A 16,454-nucleotide genomic window follows, 5' to 3' on the forward strand; every position below is an offset into this window, starting at 1 on the left:
CATGACCGATATCGCCACCATCATGCAGACCAGCGCCGTCATCCCGGTGCTGGTGATCGACGACGCCGCCACCGCCCGCCCGCTCGCCGAGGCTTTGGTCGCCGGCGGCCTGAAGGTGCTCGAGGTGACGCTCCGCACCCCCGCCGCGATGGAGGCGATCGCCGAGATGAAGACGGTGCCGGGCGCGATCGTCGGCGCCGGCACCGTCGTCAGCGAGGCGCAGGCACGCGACGTGATCGACGCCGGCGTCGAATTCATCGTCTCGCCGGGCCTGACCGAGCGGCTCGCGCGGCCCATCCTCGACGCGGGCGTCGCCTATCTGCCCGGCACCGCGACCGCCGGCGACATCATGCGCGGCCTCGATCTCGGCCTGACCCATTTCAAATTCTTCCCCGCCGAAACCTCGGGCGGACTGAAGGCGCTGAAGGCGCTCGCCGCCCCCTTCTACCAGTGCCGTTTCTGCCCGACCGGCGGCATCACCGAAGCCTCCGCCCCCGACTGGCTGGCATTCAAGCCGGTGCTGTGCCTCGGCGGCAGCTGGGTAACCGGCGGCACGATGGCGGAGGTCGAGGCCAGGGCGCGGGCGGCTAGCGCGCTGCGCGGATAGGAATGCCCGAGCCGATTCGGTCTACAAGGGACCGAATCGGTTGCACGGCCGGTTGCTTTGCCAGCATGATCGGTCGGATGTTCGATATCCGCCGCGACCCGGTCCGACCGCTGATCCACGTCTCCATGACCGGGTTCTGGTCGACCGATACGGTCGACCGTTACGGCGAAGCGCTGGGTGCCGCCCTCGCCCCGTCGCTGGCACGGGCAGAGCGGATCTGCCTGTTGATCGACGCCACCAGCTATCCGGTCCAGTCGGTGAGCGTCGCCGAACGCTTCACGGCCATGCTGGCGCGGTGGCCGGCACCACAAGACGGACCGGTCGCCGGCGTTGCTATCATCGCGGGATCGATGCTGAACAAATTGCAGGCCGAACACACCTTCGGCGATACCGCCCTGGTGTTCCTCGATCGCGACGCGGCGTCGGAGTGGATCGACGCACGGCTCGGCGTCGACCTCACCGCGTCCTGACCCCTACATCTCGCCGCGTTGCCGGCGGATCGCATACCATTTGCGGACATTGGCATTATGCTGGTCGAGCGTGTCGGCGAAGACATGCCCGCCCGTGCCGTCCGCGACGAAATAGAGCGCGTTCGACTGCGCGGGATCGAGCACCGCATCGATCGAGGCGCGCCCGGGATTGGCGATCGGCCCGACCGGCAGCCCCGCCTCGGCATAGGTGTTGTAGCCGTTCTTCGCCTGCAATTCGGATCGCAGGATGCGGCGACCGAGCGGCCGCCCCCTCGTGATCGGATAGATCACGGTCGGATCGGCCTGCAATGGCATGCCGCGCTTCAGGCGATTGGCGTAGACGGCGGCGACGGTGCGCCGCTCGGACGGCTTGCCGGTTTCCTTCTCGACGATCGAGGCGAGGATGATCGCCTGCTGCGGCGTCGTCACCGCGATACCCGGCTTGCGCTTCGCCCAGGCGGCGGCGAGATAATCGCGCATCGCCTTCTGCATCCGCGCGACCACCGACGCGCGCGTATCGCCGCGCTGGAAGGCATAGCTGTCGGGCAGGACCGACCCTTCCGCCGGCACCGGCACATTGCCGGTCAGCCCGTCCGCCTTCGCCAGCGCGTCGTGGACCAGCACCGACGGATAGCCCTCCGGCACCACGACCAGCCGCTGCAGCACCTTGCCGCCCTGCAGCATCTTGAGGATGTCGGACGGGCTGGTGCGCGGCGGGATACGATATTCGCCCGCCTTGATCGGCTCGCCCGAGCCGAACACGCGCGCGAACAGCCGGAAACGGCTGGCCGAGGTGATCGCCCCCGCGCTTTCCAGCGCGCGTGCCGCCGACGCAAGGCTGCTGCCCTCGGCGACCTGCACGGTCAGCGTGCGCGGCGCCGGGCCGCTGCCGCCCCAGCCGCGCACCACCATAACCGCCGCGACCAGCGCGACGAGGCCGATCAGCAGACCGAGGCAACCGACCTTGCGCACCGGGTCAGAGCGCCTTCATCACCAGGGATGCGTTGGTGCCGCCGAAGCCGAACGAATTGTTCAATACCGCCCGCACCTCGCGCTTCCGGGCGACGTGCGGGACGAGGTCGACGCCCTCGGCGCCTTCGGAGGGGTTGTCGAGGTTGAGCGTCGGCGGCACGATCTGGTCGCGCATCGCGAGGATGCAGAAGATGCTTTCCACCGCGCCGGCACCGCCGAGCAGATGGCCGATCGCCGATTTGGTCGAGCTCATCGACAGGCCGCCGATCGCGTCGCCGAACAGACGCTTGACCGCGCCCAGCTCGATCATGTCCGCCATCGTCGACGTGCCGTGCGCGTTGATATAGTCGATGTCGGACAGTGCGAGGCCGGACCGGCGCATCGCCATCTCCATCGACCGGTAGGCGCCCGATCCCTCGGGTTCCGGCGCGGTGACGTGATAGGCGTCGCCCGACAGGCCGTAACCGACCACCTCGCAATAGATCTTCGCACCGCGGGCCTTGGCGCGCTCATATTCCTCGAGCACGACGACGCCCGCGCCCTCGCCCATGACGAAGCCGTCGCGATCGCGGTCATAGGGGCGGCTGGCCTGTTCGGGCCGGTCGTTGAAGCTGGTGTTGAGCGCGCGCGCCGCGGCGAATCCGGCGATCCCGATCGGGCAGATCGTGCTTTCCGACCCGCCGGCGAGCATGACGTCGGCATCGTCCAGCGCGATCATCCGCGCGGCATCGCCGATCGAATGCGCGCCGGTGGAGCAGGCGGTGACGACCGCATGATTCGGCCCCATCAACCCGTATTTGATCGAAACCTGACCCGAGATCAGGTTAATGAGCCGGCCGTGGACGAAGTGCGGGCTGACCCGCTTCGGCCCCTTTTCGGCGAGGACGAGCGATTCGCTCTCGATCCCCGGCAGACCGCCGATGCCCGAGCCGATCGAACAGCCGGCGCGGAACCGCTCCGCCTCGGTCATCTCGGTGAGGCCCGCATCCTCGAGCGCCTGGCCGGCGGCATCGATGCCATAGACGATGAAGGGATCGACCTGCCGCTGGACCTTGTGGTCGACGCGCTTGTCGGGATCGAAGCCATAAGGGTGATCGGCGGGCTTGACCTCGCAGGCGATCAGGCATTTCTGGTCCGATGCGTCGAACCGCGTGATCGGCCCCGCGCCCGATTTGCCCGCGATCAGGTTGGCCCAGGCCGTCTCGACGTCCGCGCCGAGCGGCGTCACCAGACCCAAACCGGTTACGACAACGCGCCGCATACCCTTCACTCCATCCAGTCCAAACACGTTGCCACCGGCCGCGCCGGGGGCTCTTACGAAAAACGGCCCCCCGCCCTCTAGCAGGGGACGGGGAGCCGTTCAGATCCGGCCCTCAGCGGGCGCGGGCAAGCTGAAAGCTCAGCCCTTATGCTCGTCGATATAGGTGATCGCGTCCTTGACGGTCGTGATCTTCTCGGCGGCATCGTCGGGGATCTCGACCCCGAACTCTTCCTCGAACGCCATGACGAGCTCGACGATGTCGAGGCTGTCGGCACCCAGGTCGTCGATGAAGCTCGCGTCCTCGGTCACCTTGTCGGCTTCGACGCCGAGATGCTCGACGACGATCTTCTTCACGCGGTCGGCGGTCTCGCTCATGGTATAGTCCCTCTTCGCTTTGGGGGTGTTTCGTTGTTCCTGAACGCCCGTAGAACGGGCGGGTTCGGGTGGCAAGCGTCTGTTAAGGGTCCGCCGCGACGGCCACCCTCGGCCCGTTATAGATCGTGTCCCTAGATCATGGCCATGCCGCCGTTGACGTGCAAGGTCTGTCCGGTGACATAACCCGCCTCACGGCTGGCGAGATAGACGACGGCGGCGCCGATGTCCTGCGGCGTGCCGAGGTCGCCCGCGGGGATGCGGCCGAGCAGCGCGCTCTTCTGCGCCTCGGGCAGGACGTCGGTCATCGCCGAACGGATGAAGCCCGGCGCGACGCAATTGACGGTGATGTTGCGGCTGGCGAGTTCCTGCGCCAGCGCCTTGGACATGCCGACCAGCCCCGCCTTGGAGGCGGCATAATTCGCCTGCCCCGGATTGCCGGTCTGCCCGACGACCGAAGTGATCGACACGACGCGGCCGAACCGCTGCTTCATCATCGGCTTGGCCGCGGCGCGGACCAGGCGGAACGCAGCCTCGAGGTTGACGCGGATCACCTGATCCCATTCCTCGTCCTTCATCCGCATCGCAAGGTTGTCGCGGGTGACGCCGGCATTGTTGACGAGGATATCGATCCGCCCGCCGAGCGCCTGCACCGCCTGCGGCACGAGCGCGTCGACCGCGGCCGCATCCGACAGGTCGCAGGGCACCGCGACATGCTCGCCGCCGAGGCCTGCGCGGAACGTCTCCAGCTTGTCGGCATTGGACCCCGACACCGCCAGCCGCGCCCCCTGCCCCGCCAGCGCCTGCGCGATCGCGGACCCGATACCCCCGGACGCCCCGGTCACCAGCGCCGTCATACCTGTGAGATCGAACATTCTCTTCTCCAACCTAGCTATCTTTGGTCGCGCAGAGGCGCGGAGGACGCAGAGGGGCGATGGTTGTTGACGAGCCGGCGCACACCCCCTTGAGCGTCTCGCCCCCGAAGTTGATGAGCAGCCCGACGGGCTGCCCGGTCAACCGCAGATATGTGAGGAGTTGCTTGGCGTGGACTGGCAACAACCGTTCGACGGACTTAATCTCGACGATCAACCTGCCGTCGACCAGCAGGTCCATCTTGAATGCCCCCTGGATACGGACGCCCTCGAAATCGATATCGACAGGCTGTTGACGCGCAACCGTATATCCCAGCTGCGCCAACCGCGCCGCGAGCACGGCCTCGTACACGCTTTCAAGCAGGCCCGGCCCCAGATCGCGATGCAATCGCAAGGCGACGTCCAAAACGTCACCGCTGATGGCATCGATGTCACGCAAGCCCTCTTCTTCCTCCGCGTTCTCTGCGCCTCTGCGCGCAAAACCGATTTCCGCGGCTTCGCGTGAACATCACACCGTCTTAAGCAAATCCGCGATGTCGTCCATCGTCACGACGCTGATCGCCGCGACGTCGGGGGCGATGCGCTTGACCATGGGGGAGAGGACCTTGCCGCCGAATTCGACGAATTGCGTCACCCCCGCGTCCACCATCGCCAGCACCGATTCGCGCCAGCGGACCATGCCCGTCACCTGCTGCACGAGCGCGACGCGGATCGCGCCGGGGTCGGCGATCGCGACCGCATCCACGTTGGCGAAGACCGGGACCAGCGGCGCGGCGATGCGGACGTCGGCGAGCGCGGCGTCCATCGCGTCGGCGGCGGGCTGCATCAGCGGGCAGTGGAACGGTGCCGACACCGGCAGCAGCACCGCGCGCTTGGCGCCCAGCTCTTTCGCCATCGCCACCGCGCGCTCGATCGCAGCGCGGTGGCCGGAGATCACCACCTGAGAGGGATCATTGTCGTTGGCGACGGTGCAGACCAGCGGCTCGCCCCCCTCCGCCAGAATCGAATCGACCGCCGCGCCGGCGATCGTCTGCGCCTTGTCGAGATCGGCACCGAGCAGCGCCGCCATCGCGCCCTCGCCGACCGGCACCGCCGCCTGCATCGCCTGCCCGCGCAGGCGCAGCAGCCGCGCCGTGGTCGCCAGGTCGAACGCGCCAGCCGCGCACAGGGCGCTATATTCGCCGAGGCTGTGGCCGGCGACATAGTCGGCCTTGTCCGCCAGCCGCACGCCGCCCTCGCGCTCCAGCACGCGCAACGTCGCGATCGCATTCGCCATGATCGCCGGCTGGGCGTTCTCGGTCAGCTGCAGGTCTTCCGCCGGCCCTTCGGCCATCAGCCGGAACAGATGCTGGCCCAGCGCCTCGTCGACCTCGCCGAACACCTCGCGCGCGACAGGACTGGCATCGCGCAGCGCCTTGCCCATGCCGACCGCCTGGCTTCCCTGACCGGGAAAGATGAATGCCCGCATCGCGCTCTCCTTATATGACAGGCCGTTATGTCAGGGTCGCGCCCCTAGGACCGACACGGCCCTCGTGCAACCTGAACGAACCCGGCGGAGTTGCGACACCTTGCGACCGTTTAACCGGGTCGGCGGGAGAGGTCTGCGACATGTGCGGCCCATATCTCCCTTCGACGCCGGGCAGACGGCGCCTGTAGACCGAATGGGAGTGTATCATGAAGAAGCTGATCCTGAGCGCCATCGCCGCCACGCTGATCGCCAGCCCGATGGCCATCGCCACCGCCGAGGCCGCACCGCAGCAGCGCGAGCGCACCGTCACCACGGTCAAGCACAACGGCAACGGCCGCACCGTCGTCAAGCAGCGCACCATTGTGCGCAACGATCGCCGCGGGCCGCAGAACTGGCGCGCCGGCCAGCACTTCGATCGCCGCTATGCGACCAACTATCGCGTCGTCCGCGACTATCGCACCTACCGTCTCGCCGCGCCGCCGCGCGGTCATTACTGGGCGCGGTCGGGCAACGACGCGGTGCTGGTCCGCGACAACGGCACCGTGGTCCGCGTGATCCAGCGCTCGTTCCGCTGATCCGCCTATAACCTTGCTATTCGCCGCGAGGCGAGTATGAGGCCCACATCCGGGGTGGAGAGCCAGTCTCTCCGCCCCGGTTCGTATTGCATGAGAAGACAGCCGGAGGGGCGTCGCATGGGGCGGCGTCAGCGATCGGCCAACGAAGGACAAGGCATGGCTCTGTACGAGCACACGTTCCTTGCGCGCCAGGATCTGGCACAGGCGCAGGTGGACGCGCTGGCGGAAACCGCCACCAAGATCATCGAAGACAATGGCGGCAAGGTCGTCAAGACCGAGACGTGGGGCCTGCGCAGCCTCGCCTATCGCATCGCCAAGAACCGCAAGGCGCATTACGTCATGCTCGAGATCGACGCACCGGGCACGGTCGTCGCCGAGCTGGAGCGCCAGACCCAGATCAACGAGGACGTGATCCGCTACATGACCGTCAAGGTCGATGAGCTGGAAGAGGGTCCGACCGTGATGATGCGCAAGCAGGAGCGCGACCGCGAGCGCCGTGGCGACCGCGAAGGCGGCCGTGATGGCGGCCCGCGTGGCGACCGTCCGGACCGTGGCCCCCGTCGTGACCGTGAAGAGGAGGCCGCATAATGGCTCGCCCGTTTTTCCGCCGCCGCAAGTCCTGCCCGTTCTCGGCCAAGGACGCTCCCCGGATCGACTATAAGGACGTCCGGTTGCTGCAGGGCTTCGTGTCCGAGCGTGGCAAGATCGTGCCGTCGCGCATCACCTCGGTGAGCGCGAAGAAGCAGCGCGAACTGGCCCAGGCCATCAAGCGCGCCCGTCATCTGGGCCTGCTGCCCTACGTCGTTAAGTAAGGAGTCCGAAACATGGACGTCATTCTGCTTGAGCGCGTCGAGAAGCTCGGCGCCATCGGCGACGTGGTGAAGGTCAAGGACGGGTTCGCCCGCAACTTCCTGCTGCCGAACAAGAAGGCGCTGCGCGCCAACGAAGCCAACCGCAAGGTGTTCGAGGCTAACCGCGCCCGCATCGAATCGGACAACGCCAACCGTCGCGGCGAGGCCGAGAAGGAAGCGGGTTCGTTCAAGGACGCGTCGGTCACCCTGATCCGTCAGGCGTCGAACACCGGCCAGCTCTACGGTTCGGTCGCGGTCCGCGATCTGGTCGAAGCCCTCGAGGCCGATGGTCACAAGGTCGCCAAGAGCCAGGTCGTGCTCGACAAGCCGATCAAGTCGATCGGCCTGTACGAAGTGCGCGTCGCGCTGCACCCGGAAGTCGTCGTGACGATCAAGGTCAACGTCGCCCGCTCGCCCGAAGAGGCCGAGATGCAGGCGACCGGCGTCGATGTCATGGCATCGATGTTCGAGCGCGACGAAGCCGGCTTCGTCGAGGACTATGATCCGAACGCCGAACCGGGCGCCACTGCCGAAGTGCAGTCGGACGCCGCGGAGCCGGCGCAGGGCTAACCCCCCGCGCCGCTTCGGTGGACACAGAAAAGCCCGCCCGGATCGTCTCCGGGCGGGCTTTTTCGTGTCGATCGTCGTGCGGATTCTATCAGGGGCAGGTCACGCATGCCCCGACGACCGCGGCGAGTGGGATCAGGGCGAGGACGATCGGGAAAATCTGCTTCATGGCGGCGCCTATCTCATCGGGATTTGGCTGCTCAATGCGCGATCCGACAGAAGGTTTCCATTCGATGAACGGCCTGTTGCTTGGCGCCCGCCGCCCGACCGGATTAACGTCTCGGCAAGGTCATGTCGAATATGGACATATACATGTCCGGGACCTTCAGCATCACGACCGATCCTTTACGGCATCTGGTCTTTGTCACCCTCGACGGGTTTTTCGAGCGGGCACGCGTCGAGGCGCTGCGGACGGCCCTGCTCGACGTTCGTGCGGGACTGTCCTGTCCGCCCAACGAACATCTGATGCTGGTCGATTGCTCGGGCATGCACATCCAGAGCCAGGAGATGGTGGCCGCCTTCACCGCGGCGGCGCGCGAGCCGACGCTGCGCTCGCGCCGCGCGGCCGTCGTCGTCGGCAAATCGCTGGTCAACGCGCAGGCGCGCCGCGTCTTCAAGCTCGAACGCGACCACGTTTCCTTCTTCCTCGACCGGCACACCGCCGAAGAATGGCTGATGATACCGCCGGTCAGCGCCGTCCAAACAGCTTCTCGATATCGCCGTGGGCCAGTTTTACCCATGTCGGTCGACCGTGGTTACATTGCCCGGAATGGGGCGTAGCCTCCATCTCGCGGAGGAGGGCGTTCATCTCGGCGACCGACAGGATGCGCCCGGCGCGCACCGATCCGTGGCACGCCATCGTCCCCGCCACCGCATCCAGCCGCTCGCGTAGCGACAGCGCCTGATCGAAGGCGGCGAGTTCGTCGGCGAGGTCGGTGACCAGCCCGGTCGGGTCGGCCTGGCCCAGCAGCGCCGGGGTCGCGCGCACCAGCATCGCCGTCGGGCCGAATCGCTCCATCTCCAGCCCCATCTCGGCGAGTTCGGGCGCGCGCTGTTCCAGCCGGTCGCAGGCGGGCTCGTCCAGTTCGACCACCTCGGGGATCAGCAGCGCCTGCGCCGCCACGCGTCCGCCGGCGAGTGCGGCGCGCATCCGTTCGAGCACCAGCCGTTCGTGCGCGGCATGCTGGTCGACGAGCACGAGCCCGTCCTCCGCCTCGGCGACGATATAGGTCTTGGCGACCTGGCCGCGTGCGACGCCGAGCGGATGCGCGGCGGTCTGCGGCGGCGGCGGCCAGGCCGGCTCCGCCCGCGCGGCCGGCGGCGCGGTGAAGAAGGTCGGGCGGCGGTCGAACAACCGGTGCAGCCCCGCCCCTTCGGAGGCCGGGAGCGCCGCATCAGGACCGGCACCGGCGGGCATGCCCCACACCGGCCCCTCCCCCGACGGGAGATGGCTCGCCGGCGTCTCCGGCTGCCACATCGCGAGCGCCTCCGCGCTCGGCCGCTGCACGCTGCGATGGCCCGCCGCATCCAGCGCGCGGCGCAGGCCCGATACGATCATCCCGCGCACCATCGCCGGGTCGCGGAACCGCACCTCGGTCTTCGCCGGATGGACGTTGACGTCCACCTCGCTTGCCGGGACGTCGAGGAACAGCGCCACCACCGCATGGCGGTCGCGCGGCAGCATCTCCGCATAGGCGCCGCGGATCGCGCCCATCAGCAGCCGGTCGCGCACCGGCCGGCCGTTGACGAACAGATATTGGTGGTCCGCCACGCCGCGATTGTAGGTCGGGATGCTCGCTACCCCGCCGAGCAGGACGCCGTCGCGCTCCAGATCGATCGGGACGGCATTGTCGGCGAGCGCCCGGTCGGTCAGCGCCGCGACCCGCGCCGGCCGGTCGTCCGCCTGCGTCACCGCCAGCGCGCGCCGCCCGTCATGCTCCAGCGTGAAGGCGAGGTCGGGCCGCGCCATCGCCAGCCGGCGCACCACATCGAGGCAGGCGGCATATTCCGCCCGGGCGCTGCGCAGGAACTTGCGCCGCGCCGGCACCCGCCCGAACAGCTCTTCGACGATGACGCGCGTACCGGGCGGCAGCGCCGCCGGCCCCTCGCGCACGACGACGCCATTGTCGACCACCCGCGCCCAGCCCTCCGCCCCGGCGATTCGCGATTCGATCGTCAGCCGCGCGACACTGGCGATCGAGGGCAGCGCCTCGCCGCGAAAGCCGAGAGTCGCAACCATCTCGATCGCCTCGTCGGGCAGTTTCGACGTCGCGTGCCGCTCCAGCGCCAGCGCCATATCGGCCGGCGTCATGCCGCAGCCGTCGTCCGCCACTTCGATGCGCGACAGCCCGCCTTCGGACAGGATAACGGCGATCCGATTCGCCCCGGCGTCGATCGCATTCTCCACCAGCTCCTTCAACGCGCTGGCGGGCCTTTCCACCACTTCACCGGCGGCGATGCGGTTGACGAGATGTTCGGGCAGACGGCGTATTGACACCGCGCAAGCTCTATACCAAGCGAACGCATCCCGCGATGCCTTCCGCACAACGTGACGAACTTCATGGCCGACACGGTCTGCGGCGGATCATGCGGAGCTTTTTGCGTCCCGAACACGGAACCCAGCGCCCGATGGCATTTCCCCGCTTCTTCAAATTCATGTCCCACGACATGGCGATCGATCTCGGCACCGCGAATACGCTGGTCTACGTCCGCGGACGTGGCATCGTGCTCAACGAACCGTCGGTGGTGGCGGTGGAGACGATCAACGGCGTCAAGCGGGTGAAGGCGGTCGGCGACGACGCCAAGCTGATGATGGGCAAGACTCCCGGCTCGATCGAGGCGATCCGGCCGCTGCGCGACGGCGTCATCGCCGACATCGACGTCGCGGAAGAGATGATAAAGCACTTCATCCGCAAGGTGCATGGCCCGCGCAAATTCGCCCGCTGGCCGGAAATCGTCATCTGCGTGCCCTCGGGCTCGACCAAGGTCGAACGCCGCGCGATCCGCGACGCCGCCTCAAACGCCGGCGCGAGCCAGGTCTATCTGATCGAGGAGCCGATGGCCGCGGCGATCGGCGCCGACATGCCCGTCACCGAGCCTATCGGTTCGATGGTCGTCGACATCGGCGGCGGCACGACCGAGGTCGCGGTGCTGTCGCTGCGCGGCCTCGCCTATACCACGAGCGTGCGCGTCGGCGGCGACAAGATGGACGAGGCGATCGTCAGCTACGTCCGCCGCAACCACAATCTGCTGATCGGCGAAGCGACCGCGGAGCGGATCAAGCAGGAGGTCGGCATCGCCCGTCCCCCCGCCGACGGCATCGGCAAGATCATCCACATCAAGGGCCGCGACCTGGTCAACGGCGTGCCCAAGGAAATCCAGATCAACCAGGGCCAGATCGCCGAGGCGCTGAGCGAGCCGGTCGCGACGATCGTCGAGGGCGTCCGCGTCGCGCTGGAGAATACCGCACCCGAACTGGCCGCCGACATCGTCGACCAGGGCATCGTGCTGACCGGCGGCGGCGCGCTGCTCGAGGGGCTGGACGAGGTGCTGCGCGACGAGACCGGCCTGCCCGTCACCGTCGCCGAGGACCCGCTGACCTGCGTCGCGCTCGGCACCGGCCGCGCACTCGAGGATCCGATGTTCCGCGGCGTGCTCCAGACCGGCTGAACCGGATCGTCGCGCGAGGGGCCGGCGCGCGCCGCCCCTCGCCACGCTTCGGCCGACCGGTCCGGATCCGCGGATGGTTTGGAACGAACGCCGGATGCGCTAAGCGGACGGCACATATCTCAAGAGACGGGGGGACCGGCGCATGGCGCCTGCCCGCGACCGTCGCACGGGTTTCTCGCGGCGGCGGCAATATTCGACGTTTCTCGGCTACGTGCTCGCGGTGGCGGGTGCGGTGGTGGGAGCGGTGCTGCTCGTCGTCTCGACCTTCAACCCGCCCGCGTTCAGCGCGCTGCGCATGGGGGTCGCCAGCCTGACCACGCCGGTCGCGACCGGGCTGGACGTCGTCACCGACGCCGTCCTGTCCGTGCCCCGCGCGATCGGCACCTGGTTCCGCGTCCATGGCGAGAATGCGGATCTGCGCGCCGAGGTGAAGCGCACCCGCGCGATCCTGACCACCGCACGGACGGTCGCCTATGACAACCGCCGCCTGCGCGCATTGCTCGCGGTGCGCGAGCGGACGCCGGAGCCGGTGGTGACCGCGCGCCTCGTCGGGTCGACCGCATCGAGCGGCCGCCGCTTCGCGCTGCTCAACGCGGGGCGCCTGCAGGACGTGCTGCCCGGCATGCCGGTGCGCGGCCCCAGCGGGCTCGTCGGCCGGGTTCTCGAAACCGGGCCGATCGCGGCGCGCGTGCTGCTCGTCACCGACCCCGAAAGCCTCGTGCCGGTGCGCCGCACCCGCGACGGCATGCCCGCCATCGCCGCCGGCCGCGGCGATGGCCGCGTCGACATCCGCTCGGTCAACGCCACCAACGTCCGCTTCGCGAAGGGCGACATGTTCGTGACCTCGGGCACCGGCGGCCTCTACGCACCCGGCGTGCCGGTCGCGCAGGTCGAGCGGGCCGGTGCCGACAGCGTCGTCGCCATCCCCTTCGCCGCCCCCGATGCGCTCGATTTCGCGCTGGTCGAACGCCCCTTCATGCCGCTGCCGCCATCACCGCCACCGCGCCCGGCGGCGCCCTGATCCCGTGATCGACCGGGTGACCCGCAACACCATCGACTATCGGCCGTTCGAGCCGCCGCTGCCACCGGGACGGGCGCGCGCGCTGCCATGGGGCAGCGTGCTCGGCGCGTCGGCGCTGACCGCGGTGATCCCGGTCGTCGCCAGCCTGCCGCTGATGCCGCCGCTCGGCCTCATCATGCTGCTGACGTGGCGGCTGCTCGCGCGGTTCGCGCTGCGCCCCTGGGCCGCCGCACCGCTCGGCCTGTTCGACGATCTGGTCAGCGGCCAGCCGCTCGGCTCGGCCGTGCTGCTCTGGTCGATCTGCTTCATCGCGATCGACCTGATCGAACAACGGCTGGTGTTCCGCGATTTCTGGCAGGACTGGCTGATCGCCAGCGGCGCCATCGCCTTCTGCCTCGCGATCGGGCGCTGGATCGCACTGCCCATCGGCGCGCATGTCGATACCGTGCTATTGGCGCAGATCATGGTGTCGGTGATGCTCTTCCCCCTTTCGGCGCGGCTGGTCGCCTGGATCGACCGCAAGCGCGGCCCGGCGCAATGATGCGGCGCTCGCCCAAGATCGTCACCGAGGCGATGCAGGCCTACAGCTTCTCGCGCCGCGCTTGGCTGCTCGGCACCGCGCAGGCGGGCGTCGGCGTGCTGCTGGCGGGCCGAATGGGCTGGCTCGCGATCGCGCAGAACGAAAAATACAATCTTCTGGCGGAGAGCAATCGCGTCAACCTGACGATGATTCCGCCCCGCCGCGGCTGGATCGTCGATCGCCACGGCGCGCCGATCGCAAACAACCGCACCGATTTCCGCGTCGACATCATTCCCGACCGGCTGGAGGAGGAGGACCGCGTCCTCACCCTGCTCGCCCGCCTGCTCGCGCTGCCGCCCGAGGAGGTCGAGCGCATCCGCATCGACCTGAAGGGCGCGGCCGGCTTCCAGCCCGTACAGGTCGCCGAGAACATCAGCTGGGACCGGTTCGCCGCTGTCAGCCTGCGCCAGCCCGAACTGCCCGGCGTCGCGCCGACCCGCGGCTTCGCGCGTGCCTATCCCGCCGGCGCCGCGGTCGCGCATCTCACCGGCTATGTCGGCGCCGCCAACGCCGAACAGTTCAAGGAAACGCACGACCCCCTGCTCGTCACCCCCGGCTTCAAGCTCGGCAAGGACGGCCTCGAAAAGCAGCTCGAAAAGACGCTGCGCGGCACGCCCGGGGCGAAGCGCGTCGAGGTGACCGCGCGCGGCAAGGTCGTCGCCGAACTGCCGACCCGCGCCGACGTGCCGGGCAAGACGCAGCGGCTGACGATCGATGCCGGACTGCAGGAATATGCCGCGCGCCGGCTCGGCACCAATTCGGGCTCTGCGGTGGTGATGGACTGCCGCACCGGCGAGATGCTGGCGATGGTGTCGATGCCCGCCTACGACCCCAACAGCTTTTCGGACGGGATCAGCCATCTCGAATGGAAGATGCTGTCCGACGACGATCACGTGCCGCTGATGAACAAGGTGACGCAGGGCCTCTATCCGCCCGGATCGACGGTGAAGCCGATGAACGGGCTCGCGCTGCTGTCCGCGGGTGTCGGCGCGCACGATCGCATCTTCTGTTCGGGGCAGATGCGGGTCGGCACCGGCGTCTTCCACTGCCACAAGCGCGGCGGCCACGGCCCGCTCGACCTCAAGGGCGCGATCGAGCAGAGCTGCGACATCTATTTCTTCGAAATGGTCCGCCGCCTCGGCTACGACAAGATCGCCCCGACCGCGCGCCTGCTCGGGCTGGGCGAGAAGTTCGACCTGCCGCTCGCCACGCAGCGCTACGGCACCGTCCCCGATTCGGCGTGGAAGCGGCGCAAGTACAAGACCAACTGGACGATCGCCGACGGCATCAACGCCTCGATCGGCCAGGGCTATGTTCTCGCCAATCCGTTGCAGCTGGCGGTGATGGCGGCACGGCTCGCCTCGGGCCGGGCGCTGCAACCCAGCCTGCTGAGCGATCACGTTCACCTCGACGTCCCGGCCCTGCCCTTCGCCTCCGAACATCTCGCGATCGTCCGCGACGCGATGTACGGCGTCGTCAACCAGGGCGGCACCGGCGGCGCGGCGCGACTGCTCATCCCCGGCGTCAGCCTCGCCGCCAAGACCGGCACCGCGCAGGTCCGCCGCATCACCATGGCCGAACGGCGCAGCACCGGCGTGCTCAAGAACGGGCAATTGCCCTTCAAGCTGCGCGACCATGCGCTGTTCGTCTGCTTCGCCCCCGCCGACAATCCGCGCTACGCCGCGGCGGTGGTGCTGGAGCATAACGGCCATACCGTGCGCAACCTCGACACGCCGATGATCGGTCGCGACATCATGACCTGGCTGTTCGACCGCGACCGCGCGATCCGGAGCCTGGCCGAGGTCGAGCCGACCTGGGGCGGCGATATCGCGACGCGGATGACGGCGACGGCGAACGCCTATCGCGCCGCCCAGTCGCCCCCGCCCGCCGCCAACGCCACCAAGACCGACGGCGTCGTCCCGAGCGATTCGGCCGCGGTCGAGGCCGCCACCGCCCTCGCCAACCAGACCCAGGCGGCGCTCGCCCCCGACAGCACGCTCGGCAACAGCGTCGCCGAGGACGGCTCGACCGAACGGACCGAACCATGAACCGCAGCGGCATCATTCCCGACCCGATCGCCCGCCTGCCGTGGCGCGTGCTGGGCCTGGTCGTCGCGATCGGCGTGTTCGGTCAGGTCGTCCTCTATTCGGCCGCGGGCGGCTCGCTCCAGCCCTGGGCGCTGTCGCAGGGCATCCGCTTCTTCGTGCTGCTCGGCGCCGCGCTGGCGCTGTCCTACGTCCCGGTCAGCTTCTGGCGCACCGCCGCGCTGCCGACCTATGTCGTCATCGTCATCGCGCTGGTGCTCGTCGAACTCGTCGGCGCGGTGCGCGGCGGCAGCCAGCGCTGGCTCGACGTCGGCATCCGCCTCCAGCCATCCGAATTCATGAAGCCCGCGATCGTGCTCGCCTGCGCGCGCTTCTACGACATGCTGCCGCCCAACGAGATCCGGCGGTTCGGCGCGATCTGGCCCGCCGCATTGCTGATCGGCATCCCGGCGGCGCTCATCATGAAACAGCCCGACCTCGGCACCGCGCTGATGGTCTGCGGCGGCGGCGTCATCGTCATATTCCTCGCCGGCGTGCCGATGCGGCTGTTCATCGGCGGCGCGCTCGGCCTCGCCATCGCGGTGCCGCTCGCCTTCAACTACGTGCTACACGACTACCAGCGCAACCGGGTGCTGATCTTCCTCGATCCCGAGAGCGACCCGCTCGGCACCGGCTATCACATCAGCCAGTCGAAGATCGCGATCGGATCGGGCGGGCTGTGGGGCAAGGGCTTCCTCAACGGCACGCAGAGCCACCTCGACTATCTGCCCGAGGGCCACACCGACTTCGTCTTCGCGACGATGGCGGAGGAATGGGGGCTGCTCGGCGGCTGCCTGCTCATCGTCGCCTTCCTCATGGTCATCCGTTGGGGCGTCAACGTCGGGCAGCAGGCGACCACCCGCTTCGCCCGCCTGACCGCGGCGGGCCTCGCCACGACGATCTTCTTCTACGTCGCCATCAACCTGTCGATGGTGATGGGCCTCGCCCCCGTCGTCGGCATCCCCCTCCCCCTCGTCAGCTTCGGCAGTTCAGCGCAGATGACGGTGCTGCTGTGCCTCGGCATCCTGATGTCGATCGACCGCCAGAACCGCCGCACCGTGCGCTGGTGACGCAAAAAATTGCCG

At 68.5% G+C, this 16,454-nt stretch carries 18 protein-coding genes and 1 pseudogene; 12 read left to right on the forward strand and 7 right to left on the reverse strand.

Features of this window, described 5'->3' with window-relative positions; translation table 11 throughout:
* The first annotated feature begins 1 nt into the window (after position 1).
* Both eda and B2515_RS08555 read left to right on the forward strand, forming a co-directional pair.
* Positions 2–607: a bifunctional 4-hydroxy-2-oxoglutarate aldolase/2-dehydro-3-deoxy-phosphogluconate aldolase gene (gene eda / locus B2515_RS08550; protein ID WP_293875761.1), complete on the forward strand. Its 606-nt coding sequence runs from the start codon at positions 2–4 to the stop codon at positions 605–607.
* 77 nt (positions 608–684) lie between these two features.
* The gene (locus tag B2515_RS08555; RefSeq protein WP_293875763.1) at positions 685–1,077 is read left to right on the forward strand and encodes a hypothetical protein; all 393 of its coding nucleotides are present in this window, start codon (positions 685–687) and stop codon (positions 1,075–1,077) included.
* Positions 1,078–1,080: 3 nt separating this feature from the next.
* Here the strand turns inward: B2515_RS08555 and mltG are convergent, their stop codons facing one another.
* From mltG to fabD, 6 genes and pseudogenes are all read right to left on the reverse strand, one after another.
* Positions 1,081–2,049: an endolytic transglycosylase MltG gene (mltG, locus tag B2515_RS08560; RefSeq protein WP_293875765.1), complete on the reverse strand. Its 969-nt coding sequence runs from the start codon at positions 2,047–2,049 to the stop codon at positions 1,081–1,083.
* A 4-nt stretch (positions 2,050–2,053) separates the two neighbouring features.
* Positions 2,054–3,310: a beta-ketoacyl-ACP synthase II gene (gene fabF, locus B2515_RS08565; RefSeq protein ID WP_293875767.1), complete on the reverse strand. Its 1,257-nt coding sequence runs from the start codon at positions 3,308–3,310 to the stop codon at positions 2,054–2,056.
* Between the two features lie 138 nt (positions 3,311–3,448).
* Positions 3,449–3,685, reverse strand: coding sequence for an acyl carrier protein (locus B2515_RS08570; RefSeq protein ID WP_019515010.1), 237 nt, complete (start codon positions 3,683–3,685; stop codon positions 3,449–3,451).
* Between the two features lie 131 nt (positions 3,686–3,816).
* Entirely contained in the window at positions 3,817–4,557 is a 741-nt protein-coding gene (gene fabG, locus B2515_RS08575; RefSeq protein WP_293875773.1) for a 3-oxoacyl-[acyl-carrier-protein] reductase, read from the reverse strand.
* A gap of 17 nt (positions 4,558–4,574) precedes the next feature.
* A pseudogene (locus B2515_RS08580) lies at positions 4,575–4,993 on the reverse strand (GxxExxY protein).
* A gap of 69 nt (positions 4,994–5,062) precedes the next feature.
* On the reverse strand, positions 5,063–6,022 hold the full coding sequence (gene fabD, locus B2515_RS08585; protein WP_293875775.1) for an ACP S-malonyltransferase: 960 nt from the start codon (positions 6,020–6,022) through the stop codon (positions 5,063–5,065).
* A gap of 206 nt (positions 6,023–6,228) precedes the next feature.
* Between fabD and B2515_RS08590 the strand changes: the two genes are divergently transcribed.
* The 5 genes from B2515_RS08590 (at position 6,229) to B2515_RS08610 (ending at position 8,795) form a co-directional block, all read left to right on the forward strand.
* Positions 6,229–6,597 (forward strand): RcnB family protein, encoded by a 369-nt coding sequence (locus tag B2515_RS08590; RefSeq protein WP_293875777.1) that lies wholly within the window; start codon positions 6,229–6,231, stop codon positions 6,595–6,597.
* A gap of 156 nt (positions 6,598–6,753) precedes the next feature.
* Complete coding sequence (gene rpsF, locus B2515_RS08595) at positions 6,754–7,185, forward strand: 30S ribosomal protein S6 (RefSeq protein WP_293875834.1); 432 nt, start codon at positions 6,754–6,756, stop codon at positions 7,183–7,185.
* Entirely contained in the window at positions 7,185–7,409 is a 225-nt protein-coding gene (rpsR, locus tag B2515_RS08600) for a 30S ribosomal protein S18 (protein WP_007403456.1), read from the forward strand. The genes rpsF and rpsR overlap by 1 nt, the downstream gene beginning before the upstream one ends.
* 12 nt (positions 7,410–7,421) lie before the next feature.
* A complete protein-coding gene (gene rplI, locus B2515_RS08605; RefSeq protein WP_293875779.1) occupies positions 7,422–8,018 on the forward strand; it encodes a 50S ribosomal protein L9 in 597 nt (198 codons plus the stop codon).
* A 288-nt stretch (positions 8,019–8,306) separates the two neighbouring features.
* A complete protein-coding gene (locus B2515_RS08610; RefSeq protein ID WP_293875781.1) occupies positions 8,307–8,795 on the forward strand; it encodes a hypothetical protein in 489 nt (162 codons plus the stop codon).
* On the opposite strand, the gene mutL is transcribed toward B2515_RS08610, so the two are convergent.
* Positions 8,704–10,512 (reverse strand): DNA mismatch repair endonuclease MutL, encoded by a 1,809-nt coding sequence (gene mutL / locus B2515_RS08615; protein ID WP_293875783.1) that lies wholly within the window; start codon positions 10,510–10,512, stop codon positions 8,704–8,706. The genes B2515_RS08610 and mutL overlap by 92 nt on opposite strands.
* Before the next feature lie 131 nt (positions 10,513–10,643).
* Between mutL and B2515_RS08620 the strand changes: the two genes are divergently transcribed.
* From B2515_RS08620 to rodA, 5 genes are all read left to right on the forward strand, one after another.
* Positions 10,644–11,684 carry a rod shape-determining protein gene (locus B2515_RS08620; protein ID WP_293875785.1) on the forward strand — a complete coding sequence of 347 codons (1,041 nt, stop codon included), beginning with the start codon at positions 10,644–10,646 and terminating at the stop codon, positions 11,682–11,684.
* Between the two features lie 142 nt (positions 11,685–11,826).
* Positions 11,827–12,705: a rod shape-determining protein MreC gene (gene mreC, locus B2515_RS08625; protein ID WP_293875787.1), complete on the forward strand. Its 879-nt coding sequence runs from the start codon at positions 11,827–11,829 to the stop codon at positions 12,703–12,705.
* A gap of 4 nt (positions 12,706–12,709) precedes the next feature.
* Positions 12,710–13,246 (forward strand): rod shape-determining protein MreD, encoded by a 537-nt coding sequence (gene mreD, locus B2515_RS08630; protein ID WP_293875789.1) that lies wholly within the window; start codon positions 12,710–12,712, stop codon positions 13,244–13,246.
* The gene (gene mrdA / locus B2515_RS08635) at positions 13,246–15,333 is read left to right on the forward strand and encodes a penicillin-binding protein 2 (RefSeq protein ID WP_293875791.1); all 2,088 of its coding nucleotides are present in this window, start codon (positions 13,246–13,248) and stop codon (positions 15,331–15,333) included. Before mreD ends, mrdA begins: the two co-directional genes overlap by 1 nt.
* Complete coding sequence (rodA, locus tag B2515_RS08640; protein ID WP_293875793.1) at positions 15,330–16,439, forward strand: rod shape-determining protein RodA; 1,110 nt, start codon at positions 15,330–15,332, stop codon at positions 16,437–16,439. Before mrdA ends, rodA begins: the two co-directional genes overlap by 4 nt.
* Positions 16,440–16,454: the final 15 nt, after the last annotated feature.

The organism is Sphingomonas sp. UBA978 (assembly GCF_002292295.1).
In the GTDB taxonomy this organism is placed as follows: domain Bacteria; phylum Pseudomonadota; class Alphaproteobacteria; order Sphingomonadales; family Sphingomonadaceae; genus Sphingomonas.